This is a genomic window from Streptomyces bicolor, from assembly GCF_000719285.1.
Classification (GTDB): Bacteria; Actinomycetota; Actinomycetes; order Streptomycetales; family Streptomycetaceae; genus Streptomyces; species Streptomyces bicolor.
Genome location: NZ_JOFS01000014.1, coordinates 101,934 through 116,654, shown reverse-complemented (window position 1 = coordinate 116,654; position 14,721 = coordinate 101,934). Strand labels below are relative to the sequence as shown.

General features: G+C 70.0%; 17 protein-coding genes. 4 read left to right on the top strand and 13 right to left on the bottom strand.

What is annotated here, in order from left to right; translation table 11 throughout:
• Nucleotides 1–12: 12 nt before the first annotated feature.
• From IF78_RS0120035 to IF78_RS0120025, 3 genes are all read right to left on the bottom strand, one after another.
• Complete coding sequence (locus IF78_RS0120035) at nt 13–804, bottom strand: methyltransferase domain-containing protein (protein ID WP_031483718.1); 792 nt, start codon at nt 802–804, stop codon at nt 13–15.
• 23 nt (nt 805–827) lie between these two features.
• On the bottom strand, nt 828–1,367 hold the full coding sequence (locus IF78_RS0120030; protein ID WP_031483716.1) for a GNAT family N-acetyltransferase: 540 nt from the start codon (nt 1,365–1,367) through the stop codon (nt 828–830).
• 70 nt (nt 1,368–1,437) lie between these two features.
• The gene (locus tag IF78_RS0120025; protein ID WP_031483714.1) at nt 1,438–2,316 is read right to left on the bottom strand and encodes an LLM class flavin-dependent oxidoreductase; all 879 of its coding nucleotides are present in this window, start codon (nt 2,314–2,316) and stop codon (nt 1,438–1,440) included.
• 68 nt (nt 2,317–2,384) lie between these two features.
• Between IF78_RS0120025 and IF78_RS0120020 the strand changes: the two genes are divergently transcribed.
• The 4 genes from IF78_RS0120020 to IF78_RS0120005 all read left to right on the top strand — a co-directional run bounded on the left by IF78_RS0120020 (nt 2,385) and on the right by IF78_RS0120005 (nt 6,699).
• Entirely contained in the window at nt 2,385–2,750 is a 366-nt protein-coding gene (locus IF78_RS0120020) for a DUF192 domain-containing protein (RefSeq protein ID WP_031483712.1), read from the top strand.
• Between the two features lie 95 nt (nt 2,751–2,845).
• Nucleotides 2,846–3,325, top strand: coding sequence for a hypothetical protein (locus tag IF78_RS0120015; protein WP_158751442.1), 480 nt, complete (start codon nt 2,846–2,848; stop codon nt 3,323–3,325).
• On the top strand, nt 3,325–5,865 hold the full coding sequence (locus IF78_RS0120010; RefSeq protein ID WP_031483708.1) for an NACHT domain-containing protein: 2,541 nt from the start codon (nt 3,325–3,327) through the stop codon (nt 5,863–5,865). Before IF78_RS0120015 ends, IF78_RS0120010 begins: the two co-directional genes overlap by 1 nt.
• Before the next feature lie 126 nt (nt 5,866–5,991).
• On the top strand, nt 5,992–6,699 hold the full coding sequence (locus tag IF78_RS0120005; protein WP_031483706.1) for a hypothetical protein: 708 nt from the start codon (nt 5,992–5,994) through the stop codon (nt 6,697–6,699).
• Between the two features lie 87 nt (nt 6,700–6,786).
• On the opposite strand, the gene IF78_RS0120000 is transcribed toward IF78_RS0120005, so the two are convergent.
• From IF78_RS0120000 to IF78_RS0119955, 10 genes are all read right to left on the bottom strand, one after another.
• The gene (locus IF78_RS0120000) at nt 6,787–7,416 is read right to left on the bottom strand and encodes an OmpA family protein (protein ID WP_031483704.1); all 630 of its coding nucleotides are present in this window, start codon (nt 7,414–7,416) and stop codon (nt 6,787–6,789) included.
• A gap of 8 nt (nt 7,417–7,424) precedes the next feature.
• Nucleotides 7,425–8,006, bottom strand: a complete 582-nt coding sequence (locus tag IF78_RS0119995) for a hypothetical protein (protein WP_031483702.1) — start codon at nt 8,004–8,006, stop codon at nt 7,425–7,427.
• 34 nt (nt 8,007–8,040) lie between these two features.
• Nucleotides 8,041–8,637, bottom strand: coding sequence for a pilus assembly protein TadG-related protein (locus IF78_RS0119990; RefSeq protein ID WP_031483700.1), 597 nt, complete (start codon nt 8,635–8,637; stop codon nt 8,041–8,043).
• Complete coding sequence (locus IF78_RS0119985; protein WP_031483698.1) at nt 8,637–8,834, bottom strand: membrane protein; 198 nt, start codon at nt 8,832–8,834, stop codon at nt 8,637–8,639. The genes IF78_RS0119990 and IF78_RS0119985 overlap by 1 nt, the downstream gene beginning before the upstream one ends.
• 145 nt (nt 8,835–8,979) lie before the next feature.
• A complete protein-coding gene (locus tag IF78_RS0119980) occupies nt 8,980–9,696 on the bottom strand; it encodes a response regulator (protein ID WP_037640826.1) in 717 nt (238 codons plus the stop codon).
• Nucleotides 9,693–11,081, bottom strand: coding sequence for a sensor histidine kinase (locus tag IF78_RS0119975; protein ID WP_425314623.1), 1,389 nt, complete (start codon nt 11,079–11,081; stop codon nt 9,693–9,695). Before IF78_RS0119975 ends, IF78_RS0119980 begins: the two co-directional genes overlap by 4 nt.
• 12 nt (nt 11,082–11,093) lie before the next feature.
• The gene (locus IF78_RS0119970) at nt 11,094–11,981 is read right to left on the bottom strand and encodes a DUF5936 domain-containing protein (protein WP_031483691.1); all 888 of its coding nucleotides are present in this window, start codon (nt 11,979–11,981) and stop codon (nt 11,094–11,096) included.
• A 46-nt stretch (nt 11,982–12,027) separates the two neighbouring features.
• Nucleotides 12,028–12,975, bottom strand: a complete 948-nt coding sequence (locus IF78_RS0119965; RefSeq protein WP_031483689.1) for a type II secretion system F family protein — start codon at nt 12,973–12,975, stop codon at nt 12,028–12,030.
• Between the two features lie 38 nt (nt 12,976–13,013).
• Nucleotides 13,014–14,351 (bottom strand): TadA family conjugal transfer-associated ATPase, encoded by a 1,338-nt coding sequence (locus IF78_RS0119960; protein WP_031483687.1) that lies wholly within the window; start codon nt 14,349–14,351, stop codon nt 13,014–13,016.
• 12 nt (nt 14,352–14,363) lie between these two features.
• A complete protein-coding gene (locus IF78_RS0119955; protein WP_031483685.1) occupies nt 14,364–14,720 on the bottom strand; it encodes a TadE/TadG family type IV pilus assembly protein in 357 nt (118 codons plus the stop codon).
• Nucleotide 14,721: the final 1 nt, after the last annotated feature.

Below are 14,721 nucleotides of genomic sequence, written 5' to 3'. Positions count from 1 at the left end.
CCCCGGGCGGGTTCAGGCGTCGGGCTTGCGGGCCTCGAAGAGGTGGCGGGTGCTGTGCGCGACGAAGGGGCCGTGGGTCCGGATCCGCTCGTGCAGCGCGCGAAGGCGGGGCTCGTACGCCTCGACGGTGAAGCCGGGGACCATCCACACCACCTTGCGCAGGAAGTGGACGACCGCCGCGATGTCGTGGAACTCCATGCGCAGTCGCTCGGCCCGCAGCTCGACGATGTCGAGCCCGGCGGCCTCGGCGGCGGCGCGCTCGCGGTCGGGGTGGCGGACGTTGGCCTGCTCGTCCGGGATCGGGCCGAGGAAGTACTCGACGAGTTCGAAGACGCTGCGCGGCCCGACGTGCTGGGCGAAGTAGCTGCCGCCGGGCTGCAGGACACGGGCGATCTCGGACCAGTGCGGGCTGACCGGGTGCCTGCTGCCGACCAGGTCGAAGGCACTGTCGGCGAAGGGCAACGGGGCGTCCTGCGGGCAGGCGACGACGGCGACGCCGCGCGGGCGGAGGAGGGCGGTGGCCTTGGCGACGTTCGGCTGCCAGCCCTCGGTGGCGACGGTGAGAGGCGGAACCTTCACGGCGCGGCCGAGGGCGAAGTCGAGTACCTCTCCTCCCCCGGTCTGGATGTCGAGGGCGGCCGTGGCACGGGACAGCCGCTCGGCGAGGCACGTTGAGTATCCCCAAGAGGGACGGGCCTCGGTGGCGCGCCCCTCGAACCAGGAGAAGTCCCAGCCTTCGGTGGGGACGGCGGCGCCTTCGGCGACGAGGTCTTCGAAGGTGCGGGTGTGCTGCGGCTTCTCCATACGGTGATCGTCCCAGGGCGTCGTCAGTTGCCGCCTCCGCTTTTCCGCTCGTGGCCGGCCTCGGCCTCGGGGAGCACGAGCAGCACGTGTTCGTCGTCGCCGTGGTGGACGGTGCCGGCGCGCTGGAAGCCGTGGCGTTCGAGGAGGAGTACGGAGGCGGTGTTGCCGTGGAAGGGGTCGGCGTACAGCGGACGCGTCCGGTCGAGTTCCAGGAACAGGGCGAGCGCCCTGGTGGCGATGCCCCGCCCCCAGTACGGCCGCCCGAGCCAGTAGCCGAGGAAGCGGCGGTCGCCGTCCCACCAGGAGATGACGTTGCCGGCCACCTCCTTCCCCACCATGACCGTCTGCACGAGGCAGGTCTCGTCGCCGAGCACGCTGGTCCGCCAGTGCTTCATGAAGGCGTCGCGCGGCCGAGGCGTGAATCTCGACCGCCGGCGGGCCTCCGGGTCGTGCTCGTAGGCGAGGAAGGCTTCCAGGTCGGAGTCCAGCACGTCACGGAGGCGGACGTCCACGGTGTCGTGGCTCGGTTCGTCGCCCTGTCCAGGGCTCAGTTCGTCGCTCATCTCGCTCATGTCCAGGAGTCTGGCAGGCGCCACTGACAACGCCGCCGTACCGGGACGCGGGCCTGTACCGCTATGGAACCAGCGGCCGCACTTCCTCCGCCACGAACCGTACGAACCCCTCCGGGTCGGGTTCGTCCCCCGTCGGCTGCAGCACCACGGTGTCGGCGCCCGCCTCCGCGAGCCGCCGCACGGCCTTCGCGACGGCGCCGGCGTCCCCGGCGACACCGAGATCGGGCACGGAGCCGAGCCCTTCCGCGGCGAGCTCGGCCTTGAGGCGGGCGGCGCCGTCAGGCCCGGTGGCGGCGAGCAGATAGACGACGACCGGATGCGGCTCGGCACCCGAACGTCCCGCTGCCTCCCGCCCCTCGTCGATGAGTTGCCGTGCCCGTCGTACCCCCTCGGGCGACGTCGACGCGGTGAGCAGGGTCCCGTCGGCGGCCTCCCCGGCGAGCCGCAGCGAGCGGGGCCCGGTGACCCCGGCGATGACGGGCACCGGCTCGGCGGGCGGCCAGTCGAGAGCGACGTCGTCGAGCCTGACGTAGCGCCCCTCGACGGTGAGCCGCTCCCCGCGCAACAGGGCACGCAGCGCGTCGAGATGCTCCCGCAGCAAGGTCACCGGCGACTCGACCCGGGCCCCGACCTGGCCCATCCAGTCCTGCACGCCGTGCCCGACGGCGAGGATCGGCCGCCCCGGGAACATCCGGTGCAGCGTGGCGGCCTCCATCGCGGCGATGGCCACGTTCCGCAGCGGGACGGGCAGCAGCCCGACACCGACCCTGACCCGCTCGGTCCAGGCGAGGGCGGCCGCCGCCGTGGAGATCCCGCCCTCCCGGAAGCAGTCCTCCCAGAGCCAGAGTTCTTCGAGGCCTGCGTCGTCGGCCAGTCGGGCGACGGATCGGAGTCGTTCGGGGGCGAGTTGGGGGCGGAATACTGCGCCGAGTCCGGTCATGCGACCTTTCCTACCCGGGTAGCACTCGGCGGACAACACAGATTCCGGGATCCAGGAGGTGGCCGGGCATGGGACGGCGGTGGCGTGACGGGCGAGGGACCCTCGTCGTCCATGGGGAGCGGGGCGACATCACGGTCCCCCTCGAGATCGCCGCGTCCTATCGGGCCCGTACGAAAGGGCTCCTGGGGCGTGACGCCGTCGACGGGGCGATGCTGCTCACGCCGGCCAGTGGTGTGCACACGTTCCGCATGCGCGTCCCGATCGATGTCGCGTACCTCGACCGCAAGCTGAACGTCATCGCCGTACGCACGATGAAGCCGGGACGGTTGGGTCTGCCGCGGCTTCGTTCGCGGCATGTGCTGGAGGCGGGGGCCGGGGCCATGGCGGGGTGGGGGGTGCGGGCCGGGGTGCGGGTCGGCGTCGACTCCGGGTGACCGTGAGGCTTCGGCGCGGGGTCTGCCTGCGGACCGGCCTGTGGAATTCTCGTAAAGCTCATACAGCGCAAGGGATTCCCCGGTATCAGTGGTGCATGCCCGAGCCAATAACGCTGGCCGCTGTCTCGCTTGCGGGGATACCGGTCATTGCCTCGTTTCTCCTCGATCGCGTCGGACATGTGCTGGACCGCCGACGTGAGGACAGGGGCTTTCCGGTTGTGCGGGAGCCGTCACCGCAGCAGCGGGACGAACTCGAGGAGCTACAGGGGACCCTGAGCGGGCTGGTCGCACGGCCGGCCGCTGAGGTGCGGAACGACGCGGACGCGCTGGCGACGATGGACCGGGCGCGGACGCTGCTCGAGCATCTCCATGATCAGCAGATCGACTTCGCGGGCGAGAGGCGGGCACCGGCGAAGCATCGGATCAGGGCTTTCGTCGACATCGAGGAGCTCGAGGACGGGACCGTGGCGGTCAAGCTGCGCCAGGTGCGGGCGTCGACGAACATCGATTCGACGATCAAGTCCAAGTCGGCGAGCGGACCGGTCGTCGCCGTCGAGATCGACACGCTCGAGTAATGCACCGCGACGAACTGCTCTTCGAGGACCTCCTGGACGAGCACCTCACCCGCGATCTCGTCCGGCGGGACTGGCTCTTGGCGCAGGTCAAGGATCTCCTGGATGCGCCGCGTGTCCGGTTCATCGTGCTCGAAGGGGTCGCCGGGACCGGGAAGAGCACGTTTCTCGCGTCGCTGGCGCGGGAGCCGGGGATCAATCCTCGCTATTTCATCCGGCGTGACAGTGTCGCGCCGTTGTCGTCCGGAGACGGGCGGGCGTTCCTGGTCCGCGTGGGGCACCAGATCGCGGTACTGCGTCCCGAGCTGATGGATCTGGACCTGAACGTGACCGCGACGATGGAGGTCGAGCAGGCCGACGACCTGATCGGCGTCGAGATCCGCAGGCTGGTCGTGTCGTCCTTTCGCAGGACGGCCTTCGCGATCAGGCAGTCGGCGGCGAAGGCCGGGCAAGTGATCGCGGTCAGGATCGGCGAGCTGATCGACGACCTGTCACGGACCAGTCTGGCCGATCTGACCAGGCAGGCACTGATCGAGCCGGCGGCCCGGCTGGCCGAGGCCGATCGGTCGGCCTCGATCGTGCTGCTGATCGACGGACTGGACGAGATCGGCGCGGCCACCGGCTGGGCCGGCGGCGAGGACTCGATAGTCGACTGGCTCACCGACTGCGCGGAACTGCCGGAGAACCTGCGGGTGGTGGTGACGACCCGCCCACTGCCGCTCAAGCAGTTCTACCTGCGCCAGCAGAACCGGTACGCGCGGATCAGCCTGGACGGGCACCGCCGGCAGATCGAGGACGAGATCGCGGAGTACGCCGCGTCCGTCCTCGCCCGGGCCGGGATCACCGGACGCCCCGGGCTCGACCGTGAGGTGGCGCGCAAGGCCGACAACGTCTTCCTCTACGCCGCGCTCTGGGCCAGCACCGTCCCCGACCTGCTCGACCCGCAGAGCCTCCCCGACGGCCTCGACGATCTCTACGAGTATCTGGTCGGCCAGGCACGCCGGGCCTCGGGCCGCCGCGTCCCCGGTGAGAGGGCGGGAGACAGCCGCTGGAAGGCCTACTACCAGCCCCTGCTGGCCACGCTCGCGATCGCTTTCACCCCGCTGCCGCCGCGGAGCCTGGCACGGTATCTCGGGTTCCCCGCGGACTCTCCGGACCTTCTCACGGCCGTCCTGGAGGACCTCGGGCCGATCCTGCGCGTCGACCAGGACCGGGTCAGGTTCTGCCACGGGAGCCTGGCGGACTTCCTCACCGCCGAGTCCGGGCACGAGTATTGGAGCGTGCAGCCTTCGACGAACCACCTCCAACTGGCACGGAACCTTCTCGGTCTGTACGGCCACGACTGGGCGTCCTGCGAGGACGTCTACGCGTTGACCAACACGGCCAGACATCTGGTCACCGCGCTCGAGGAGGGCGTCCCCGAGGCCCTGGATCCGCTCGTGGGCCTGCTGGGAGGCCTGCCGTTCGGCCGGGCGAAGGCTCAGCACGCCGAGGTCGGTTTCGGGAGCCTGGTCACCGACTACATCGCCGCCTGTGCGGTCGCGCCGAACCTGCGGGACGAGCTGGCCCGCGGGCTCGCCCGGGTCGTCATCAGCCTCGAGGCGCACGACCAGCTCGGCGACACACTCGGCTACCGCGCCGACGGCAACGAGCTGCACGAACGGGTCCTGACCCTGCTGGGGGACGAGGAGTTGCTGGGGGAACACGCGTCCCCGGGCCGTCAGCAGGCGCTGGCCCTGGTCGCGGCGCACCGCGAGTCGGCCCGGATCCGTCGTCTGGGCGGCGCGGCCAACCTGGCGCGGGCGGGCGAGATCCTGCGCCGTCTCGTCTCGGCGGACGTCTCCGGCGACGAGGAGCCGGGCAATCTCTCGGCGATGTTCTACGACTTCGCCTATCTCGAGTTCCTGCTCGGCAACGCCGAAGCGGCGCGCTCGTGGTTCCACCGCTCCATCGAGGTGGACGAGCGCCGGGGCAACGCCAAGGGCCGCTACATCACGACGTCCGCGCTGCGCCGCCTGGAGTACCACCTCGGCGAGCTGACCCCTGACGCGTACCGGGCCTTCCTGGACGAGGCCGAGGCCTACTTCAGCGGTCTGGGACCCGACGCCCAGGGCGAGCGCTGGATCATGACCCTGACCTTCCACCGCCTGGAACTCGCCATCGCGACGGACGACCCGGCCCTGGCCGGCCTCCAACTGGCCGCACTCGAGGACAACGCCTGGCTCCGCGACCACGGCCGCACCGACGACCGCGCCAAGGACGACCTGATCACCATCGCCCGCGCCAGAACGGAGCTGGCCCGGCGGAACTGGACAGACGCCATCCCCCTGTTCGAGCAGCGCCTCGGCGAGGACCTCGACGGCGACCCGGACCACCGCGAGGAGATGGCCCGCGACCTGTACGAATACGCCAGGGCCCTGGTCGGCGCGGACCGTCCCGACGACGCCCGGCGCGTGCTGGCCATGGCGGCCGAACTCCCGGACGGCACCGGAGCCTGGCTGTGGAAGCCGCACATCCGCGCTCTCCAGGCCTCCCTGGAGTAGCCGGTTCACCGCTGAGGCGGCCGGCTCCGGGTGGCTTTCGGTGGCCTCGGTTGAGTACGCGTACCCAGTCCCGACCAGGTAGCCGCGCCCATCCACGGCGCTCAACCGCCGGCCTACCCTCCCGTCATGTCCGAGACGACCATACCGACCAGCGCACCCCCCGCACCGACCGATTCCAGGTCCCGCCCGTCCACCCGCAAGGTCCTCGGATGCGGCTGCGCCGCGCTCATCGGCATACCCCTGGTGACCGTGCTCGCTCTGATCGGCAAACTCGCCTGGGAGAACCGGGGATGGGCCGACTTCCCCCGCGTCGCGCCCGAGGACATGGCGAGCCGCGCCTTCCAGCACTCCCAGGAGGCGTACGACGTCATGGGGTTCGAGCGCACCGTGGAACCGGGAGTCGAGGACATCGGCGTCAGCACGGAGAACACGTTCAGCTCCGACTTCTGCTGGACAAGCGGCTCGCTGGGCTTGGAGGACAAGACCGTCGACGGCGCCTATCAGGTGAGCCACAGCTGGGCACTGGACCACGTGCCCGCGGACCAGGCCGTCTCCGGCCTCCGCCGACTCCACCAGCACCTGAAGGCCGACGGCTGGAAGGTCACGGCCTACCGTGAGGGCGGCAAGGGCAAGGACTGGGACCTGTCCGTCCAGCGGGACGACGGGAACGAGCGCATGTCCTTCACCTGGCACCCGGACCGGGAGTACCTCACCGGTGGCGCCGCCATGCCCTGTGCCTACGCCCCCGGCTGGAAGACCGGCGACCCCGGCCCGTCCGACGACCACCGGACGCCACCGGCCCTCGGTCCCGCGCAGCGGGCCTCGGCGAGCTGAATCCGGCCGATCTCGCCGGCCCCTCGGTCGGCGCACCCACGTCGGAGCGGAAGGTAACGGGCTCCGGGAGGGTTCCCGGCAGACCGGTCAGTTCTCCGAGCGCGGGAAGGAGACCTCCACCCTTCGGTTCTTCTTGCGGCCGGACTCCGTCGCGTTGGAGGAGATCGGGTACTGCTCGCCGTAGCCCCGCACCTCGTACGTGATCGTCGAGTCGTTCAGCTCAGACTCCAGGACGCCCTGTACGGCGTTCGCACGCTTCCTGGACAGGACGTCGCCGTGGGCCGAGGAGCCCAGGTTGTCCGTGAAGCCGAAGACGCGGATCCGGGTGGCGTTCTGGGTCTTGATCTCCTCGGCTATCGAGGAGATACGGGCCTTCGCCTCGCCGGTCAGCTTCGCGCTGTCCTTGGGAAACAGGACCTCCGCCTGCAGCGCGAACTTCACGTCCGTGTTGGTGTCCTCCCGGCGTTCCTCACCGGCCTGGTCCTCGACGACCTGCTTGATGTCCAGCACCTTGGGTTCGGCGAGCGTCGCGCCCTCCGGGAGTTTGAGGTCCGGATCGTTCGCGTCCACCTCGACGGGCGCGGCGGCCGTGGCCTCGGTGCCGGGCGGGACGCTGGGGTCGTCGGCCGCGTCGGCTGTGGTGGCGCCGAGGATGTTGGCGGCGACCATGAGGGTGGCAGCGGTGAGGGTGAGGGGGAGGCGGGGGGTGCGGGTCATTGTTGGCCTCACCCGGAGATCGTGATGTCGGCCGGGGCGAACATGGGCAGTTGGAAAGACACGTCGGTCGTGTCCTGGGGCGGTGCCGGGAACTGCATGAACACCGGGATGTCCTCACCGGACTTGATGGACGTGACGCCCGTCGTGGTGAGAGGACGACCGTCCGTGTCCCGGAGCACGTAGTAGCGCTTCTTTCCCTTGGGATCGACCAGTGTGGCTCCGCCGAAGGACCGACCGTTCCTGAGGATCTCGGTCTCGTTGCCACTCAACTGGGCAGGAAGCGACAACGTTTTGTCGGCGTCGCTCTTCAAAGTGCCGCTGACGGTGACGAATCCGCCGGTATCCCGTGTGGCGGAGCTTATCTGGAGCGACAAGCCGTTGGGGCCCTTCAACTCAGCCAGAGGCTCCTCCGCCTGGCCCTCCTGAGCACTCGGCACGGATCCGCTGCTCTTGGATGCGGGCGTCGACGCCTCAGGCTTGTTGTCGTCGCCCCCTCCACTGCCGCAGCCGGCCACGCCGAGGGCCAGGCCAGCCGCAACGGTCAGCGCGACCATCCCCCTGTGGGCCTTCGTGGTGAACCGAATGCTCATGCCTCTGCTTCCCTCGTCACTCGTCGATCGCTTGTCAGTCGGCCAGATGGACGTCGAAGAGGTCCTCGGGCCCTGGTAGATCGTCGAGATCCTCCGGGTCCAGGGTCCAGTTCCGGTCCTTGCAGGTGAGCTCCGGCAGTACGTCGTCTCCGGCATCCTCACCCGGGAGCTCGAACTCGCAGAGCGGCTCGATGACGGCGGTGGCTGTCGCGGTCGAGTGCATGTCCTCTGTGCCCGGCACAATGGAATCACCGACGGGTTTCGTGGTCTCGACGTCGACCTCGTAGCCCGGAGGCAGTCCGAGCGTCGACTGGCAGTCCGCCGTGGCGTCGTTCTGCGCCGCCAGCTCTGCCGCGCGGCCGCACCCGTCGAACACCACGCCCTCGCCGTCGAAGATGGCCTGCCACTTCGTCGGGTCGAGTACGTTCTCCACCCACTCGTCCGTGAGCTTGTCCCGAGTGTCCAGAGCCGCCGCGAGCGCTGCCGCGTCGGCTGCCGTCTGGGCGCCGTTCCGATTTGCCGCCGCCTGGCCGACGGCAAGGTAGGCGAACGCGAGAAAGAGCAGGCCCGCCACCACCGTGATGTAGATGGGGAAAGCCTGCCCTGCGTCGCCAGACCTTCGGGGCCGCATCAGCCGCCGGTGACTTCGAGGATCTTGTCGGTGATCGCGTTGTAGATCGTCTGACCGATGTCGGTCCCTGTAATCGCCAACACAATCGCCACCACCACCGCAATGATCCCCAGGTATTCCACCGCCGTCTGCCCCTCGTCCCCCCGAGCAGCCCGCGCGCGGAGGTGTGCGACGGTGGTGTTGATCCAGTTGCTCATGGTGTTCCCCTCTGGTGTCCGGCGATCGCTGAGCACTTGGCTCGTATTGCTCAGGAGAAAAGTAAGCGGGATTACCCGGAACACCAGAGGGTCCCTGGGCCCAATTACGGGCCCAGGCCGAAAACCGTCGCTGTGTCATCGCCGGTCAGCTCCGTCCTGGGTGTGAACCCGGGGCCGTGCCCAGCCACTTGGCCGCGGCTTCCGCCCGGCTGGTGCTGTGGAGTTTGGCGAAGATGCGGTTGATGTGGTTCTTGACCGTCTTCTCGCTGATGAAGCAGGCGGCGGCGATCTGCTGGTTGTTCATGCCCGATGCGATGAGGTCCATGATCTCCGCCTCCCTCCTGCTCAGCTGGAACCCTGACCGATACGACGACGACTGTCCCACATCCGGTTGCACTTGCGAAAGGCGTTCCAGGGAATTGCCCGTAGGGGTTGGTAGTTGAGTATTTGCTTCCGTTAGTGATGCCGCCGCCGTGGGGGTGAGTCGAGGCGGCCCGCCCCGCCTGATGTCCCGTACGGCCTCCACCAGTTCGTCCGTCGTGAACTCACCGTGGACCAGGTAGCCGACGGCCCCTCGGCGCAGGGCCTCTCGGACCGTCTCCGACTCACTGCTGTAGGTCAGCATCATCACCGGAGCCATACGGACCAGGTGCGGCAGTGCCTCGATTCCGCCCACACCCGGCATGCGAACGTCCAGGAGGATCACGTCGGGACGGTGATCGCGCGCCGCGGCCTCGGCCTCCTGGCCGTTGGTCGCCTCCGCTACGACCGTGATGTCCTCGTGGCTGGAGAGGAGAGCCGTCAGACCTGCCCGGACCACTGGGTTGTCGTCGGCCACGACGATCCGCAAGGGGGTGTTCATGGGGTCGCCTTCGTCGTCGTCAGGGCCGCCAGCGGGAGTTCCAGGCGGACCTCCGTGCCGCGTGCGTGCCTGCCCTTGCCGATGTGGATACGGGCTCCTATCGATGCGGCCCGTTCCGTCATGCCCAGCAGACCGAAGTGGCCCGTCCTGCGTTGCTGTTCGACCGTCGTGCCGGCGGGGAGGCCCTGGCCGTCGTCCCGGACCGTCAGGCGGAGTTCGTCGGCCTCCACTCCCGCGCGTACCTCGACCCGTGTCGCGTTCGCGTGGCGGTGGGCGTTCTCCATGGCCTCCTCGGTGATGGTGAGGAGGTGGCGGGCCACCGTCGGCGGGACCGAAGGCAACGGGGCCTCGCCTGTGACGTCGAACGTGGTGTGCAGGCCGGTGCGGGATGTGAAGTCCTGCGTGCGGGCGGCCAGTTCCGGCGCGATGTCCGTCGTGTGGTCCGGGTCGGACTCGCGGCGCAGGTCCGCCAGGAGCTCCCGGGACTCCGCGGCGGCTCGGCGGGCCGCCCGGGACACCAGCTCCGCCTGCTGCCTGATCACGCTCGGGTCCACGCGGGACGGGTCCTTGGAGGCCGCCGACGAGATCGCCAGTCCCTCCGCCGCCAGCGCCACGCCGTGCAGCGTCTTCGCCACCGAGTCGTGCATCTCACGGGCCAGGCGGGCCCGTTCCGCGCTCACCGCCTCCGTGACCGCCAGGCGGGCCTGGATCGTCGTGAGGGCCTGGGTGGCCGTGCCGAAGCGGAGCATGAGGTTGCGCAGGGACGAGCCGAGGGCGCCCGTGATGACGCAGAAGCCCGGGAGGAGGAGTTTCTCCGCCAGTCCGCTGCCCGCCTGTGCCTCCCGGTCGATCGCATAGGCCAGGAGCAGGATCAGGGACTGCACGCTGGCGAACGCCGCCGCGCCTCGGTAGCCGTAGACGATGCCGGCCAGGAGCGGGGTGCAGACGCTGACGTAGGCGAGAGTCGTGTCCGGGCCCGCGGAGATCAGGAGGAGGGAGGTGAAGAGGGTGTCCGCCGCCAGGAGGGTGGGGTGGCGCAGGAGGAGGGGGCCGAAGCGTTCCCAGTCGCGGAACAGGGCGTAGGAGACCATGAAGGTGATCACCACCGCCGCGCCCACCAGACGGGTGCCCAGGCCCGGCGCCGCGTTGAGCAGTGCCCCGGGAGCGGCGAGCGCGATCATGGCGAGCCGGAAGCCGAAGACCTGGCGGCACAGCGCCTGGAGCGCGTTTATCTGGAGGGAGATCGTCGCGGACCGCTCCGGCTGCTCCCCGGTCGCCGACCGGGACGTCCAGCGGCGGCGGATGAGCGCGCGGCCGCCCTTCGTCGCGCCCCGGCCCGCTGCCGTACCGACCCCCGCACTCATCCGCACCGGCATCCCCGCCATACCGCCCGCCCCCTACTCCCCCGTCAGCGACCCGAAGTCCGTCCCCGACCCCAGCAACAACCCCGCCCCCAGCAGGATCATCGTCGCCGGAACCATGAACGTCGTGATCATCATCGTGGCCTTGGGCACCGCCCTGGCCGCCTTCCGCCGGGCGTTCTGGGCATCCGTCCGGCGCATGTCCTTCGCCAGCGCCACCAGTGTGTCGACGATCGGCGCACCCAGCTCCTCGCCCTGCTGCAGCGCCGTCACGAACATCGCGACCTGCTCCGAGTCGTTGCGCCGCCTCAGCTCCGCGAAGGCCTGGCGGCGGCTCATGCCGAGGTCCATCTGGCGCAGGGTGATGCGGAGTTCGTCGGCCCACGGGCCCTCGTACTTCGAGGCCACCCGGTCGAGTGCCTGACGGAAGCCGAGGCCCGCGCTCACGACGACGGCCAGTACGTCGAGGAAGTCCGGCAGGGTCCGTTCGATCTCGTCCTTCCTGATGCGGATCGCCGACCAGATGCCGACCTCCGTCCAGAAGGCGCCGAAGGCCAGCAGCAGCAAGGCCACCAGCACCTGGCCCCGGGCCAGGAAGACCAGGAAGCCGACCGCGCCCAGGAAGCCGTACACCGCCCGCCTGGCCGCATAGCGGTCGATGGTCAGGCCGCCGGGGTTGCCCGCGAGGTCGATCTTGCGGCGGTACTTGGCGACCAGTTTCGGGCCCATCAGGCGCAGCACGGCGGGGGCGTAGCGCATGCCCATGCGGTCGATGAGCGAGTCCACGGCGCCGGTGCGGGTCGCGCCGACCTCCAGGGCCAGCGCCAGGTCGCTGGGCAGTTTGGCGTCCGCCCGGTACATGCGGATGCCGGCGAAGATCCCCCACACGCTCAGGCCCGTCACCAGCGCCAGGAGCAGGCCCAGTTGTCCCAGTGTCATCGTCGTCCTCCCCTCGAGAGCCTCAGGCGCCTCAGACGTCGATCCGCGACAGACGGCGGATCAGGATGAAGCCGACCGCGTACAGCCCGAACGCGATCAGCACCGCCGCCTGGCCGAACGGCGAGCCCGTCATGCGGTCCAGGGCGCCGTCCTTCACGCCGTTCATGAGGAACAGCGATCCCACGCCCAGCGCCGGGACCGCGTACGACGTCATGCTGACCTGGGAGAGCTGGGTGCGGACCTCGCGTCGGGTCTCCTTGCGCTCCTCCAGCGTCTCCGTCAGGTTCCGCAGGGCGCTCACCACCTGGCCGCCCGCCCGGTTCGACAGCACCAGGGTCGTGACGAGGACGACCAGTTCGCGGGACGGGAGGCGTTCGGCGAGTTCGCCGAGGGCGTCGTCCATCGACGCGCCGAGGGCCAGCTGGTTGGAGACCTTGGCGAGTTCCTCGCCCGCCGGGGCCTCCAGTTCCTCGGCCGCGAGGCCGATGGCGGTGCGCATGGCCAGGCCCGCGTGGGCGGCGTTGGCCAGGATGCGGGCGAGCTCGGGGAGCTGGTTGATGAACTTCTCGATGCGCTTCTGGCGCTGCCAGTTGAGGAACTGGACTGCCGCCCAGACGCCCAGCAGGCCCGCGATCGGGCCGAAGAAGGGTGCGAGGGTCGCCTGGCCGATCAGCCACAGGCCCGCGACCGTCGCCAGCATGTAGACGAAGAACTCGCCGGGTGTCACGTCCAGCCCCGTTGCCGCCAGGCGTAGTTCCAGCCGCTTGCCCGGCTTCGTACGGCGCAGCCGGCGGTCCAGGTCGGCGAAGCGGCGCCGGCGGCCCCCTGCCCCGGTGATCTGGCCGGTGGAGGTCAGACGGTCGACCAGTGCCTGGCGCTGGGCCCGGCCGGAGGCGTACGCGTGGACACCCAACACCGCCAGTGCGCAGGTCAGCAGGGCTATGCCGGTCGTGAGCGTGATGCGGGTCTGCAGGTCCATAGCGACCGTGACGGTGTGGGGTTCCATGGCAAGGGTTCCTACCTGGCTTCTCGGGTGGCGAGCTCGAGCGGGGACTGGGCGACGCCGAAGGCCTGCGGGATCGGCTGGCTCGCCATGTAGAGGCGGTCGGCGGTGCGGCGCGGGAGCGGGAAGTAGCCGAAGGCGCCGTGCACGCGGCCGTCCGGCGTCATGGGCTGGGCCTGGAAGCGGGCCACCGTGGCCAGGCGGTACGGCTCCGCCCCGTGGCTGTCCAGGATCGCGATCTCGGTGATCCGGCGGGCGCCGTCCGGGAAGCGGGTCAGCTGGATGATCACGTCGATGGCACTGTTGATCTGGTCGTGCAGCGCCTCGAACGGGACCGCGACGTCGGACATGGACGCGAGGGTCTTGAGACGCATCAGGGCGTCCTCCGCGCTGTTGGCGTGCACGGTGGCCAGGGAGCCGTCGTGGCCGGTCGACATCGCCTGCAGCATGTCCAGGGACTCACCGCCGCGGACCTCACCGACGACGATCCGGTCGGGGCGCATGCGCAGGGAGTTGCGGACCAGGTCGCGGATCGTGACCTGGCCCTTGCCCTCGACGTTGGGGGGCCTGGACTCCAGCCGGATCACATGCGCCTGTTGGAGCTGGAGTTCGGCCGAGTCCTCGATGGTGATGATGCGCTCGGACTCGGGGATCAGGCCCGAGAGGGCGTTCAGCAGGGTCGTCTTGCCGGTGCCGGTGGCGCCCGAGACGATGATGTTGGACTTCGCCTGCACCAGCCCGGCCAGCAGGTACACCATGGGCTCGTCGAGCGAGCCGAGGCCGATCATCTCGTGCAGGGTGAAGGAGCGGGGGAAGCGGCGGATCGTCAGGGTCGCGCCGGTCAGGGACAGCGGCGGGATGATGACGTTCACGCGCTCGCCGGACGGCAGGCGGGCGTCCACCATCGGGTTGGACTCGTCCACGCGCCGGTTCACCGTCGAGACGATGCGCTCGATGGTCTGCATCAGCTGGTCGTGGGAGGGGAAGCGGAGCGGCAACTGCTCGACGCGGCCCCCTCGTTCGACGAAGATCGCGTCCGGGCCGTTCACCATGATCTCGGTGATCGACGCGTCCTCCAGGAGGGGCTCCAGGATGCCGAGGCCCAGCGCCTCGTCGACGACCCGGCGGATCAGCTGCGAGCGCTCGACCGTCGACAGCACCGGGCCCTCACGGCTGATGATGTGGCCGAGGACCCGTTCCAGGCGTGCCCTGCGCTCGGCGGCGGCCAGCGAGCTCATCTCCGCGAGGTCGATCTCCTCCAGGAGCTTGGCCCGGTAGGAGGCGACCAGGTGGCCGTCCTCGCCCCGGCTGCCGTTCTCCTCGGGGGTGTTGATGCGTGACCTCAGGCTCATGGGGATCCTCGTTCAGCGGTCGAGCGGCATGGTCGCGGTCTTCTGGGCGTCGCCGAAGTCCCAGCCGGGGACGATCGACGGGATGTCGACGGTGGCGGTGACGGTGACCTCGTCGCCGCCGTACGACTCCGGACAGCTGGTGCCGTCCGCGAGCCACCCGCTCACCGCGGTCCGGCAGCCGTCCTCGGCGCTCTGCTCCAGTGAGGCCGCGCGCGCCCCGGCCCGGGCCGCCGTGCCCGCCTGCTGGGCGGTGTAGGCGATCAGGCCGATCTGCACGCCCGCCAGGGCGACGAGGATCAGGATCGGGATGAACCCGAGGTACTCGATGGCGACTTGGCCGCGCTCACGGCCTTCACGGGCGTACGGCATC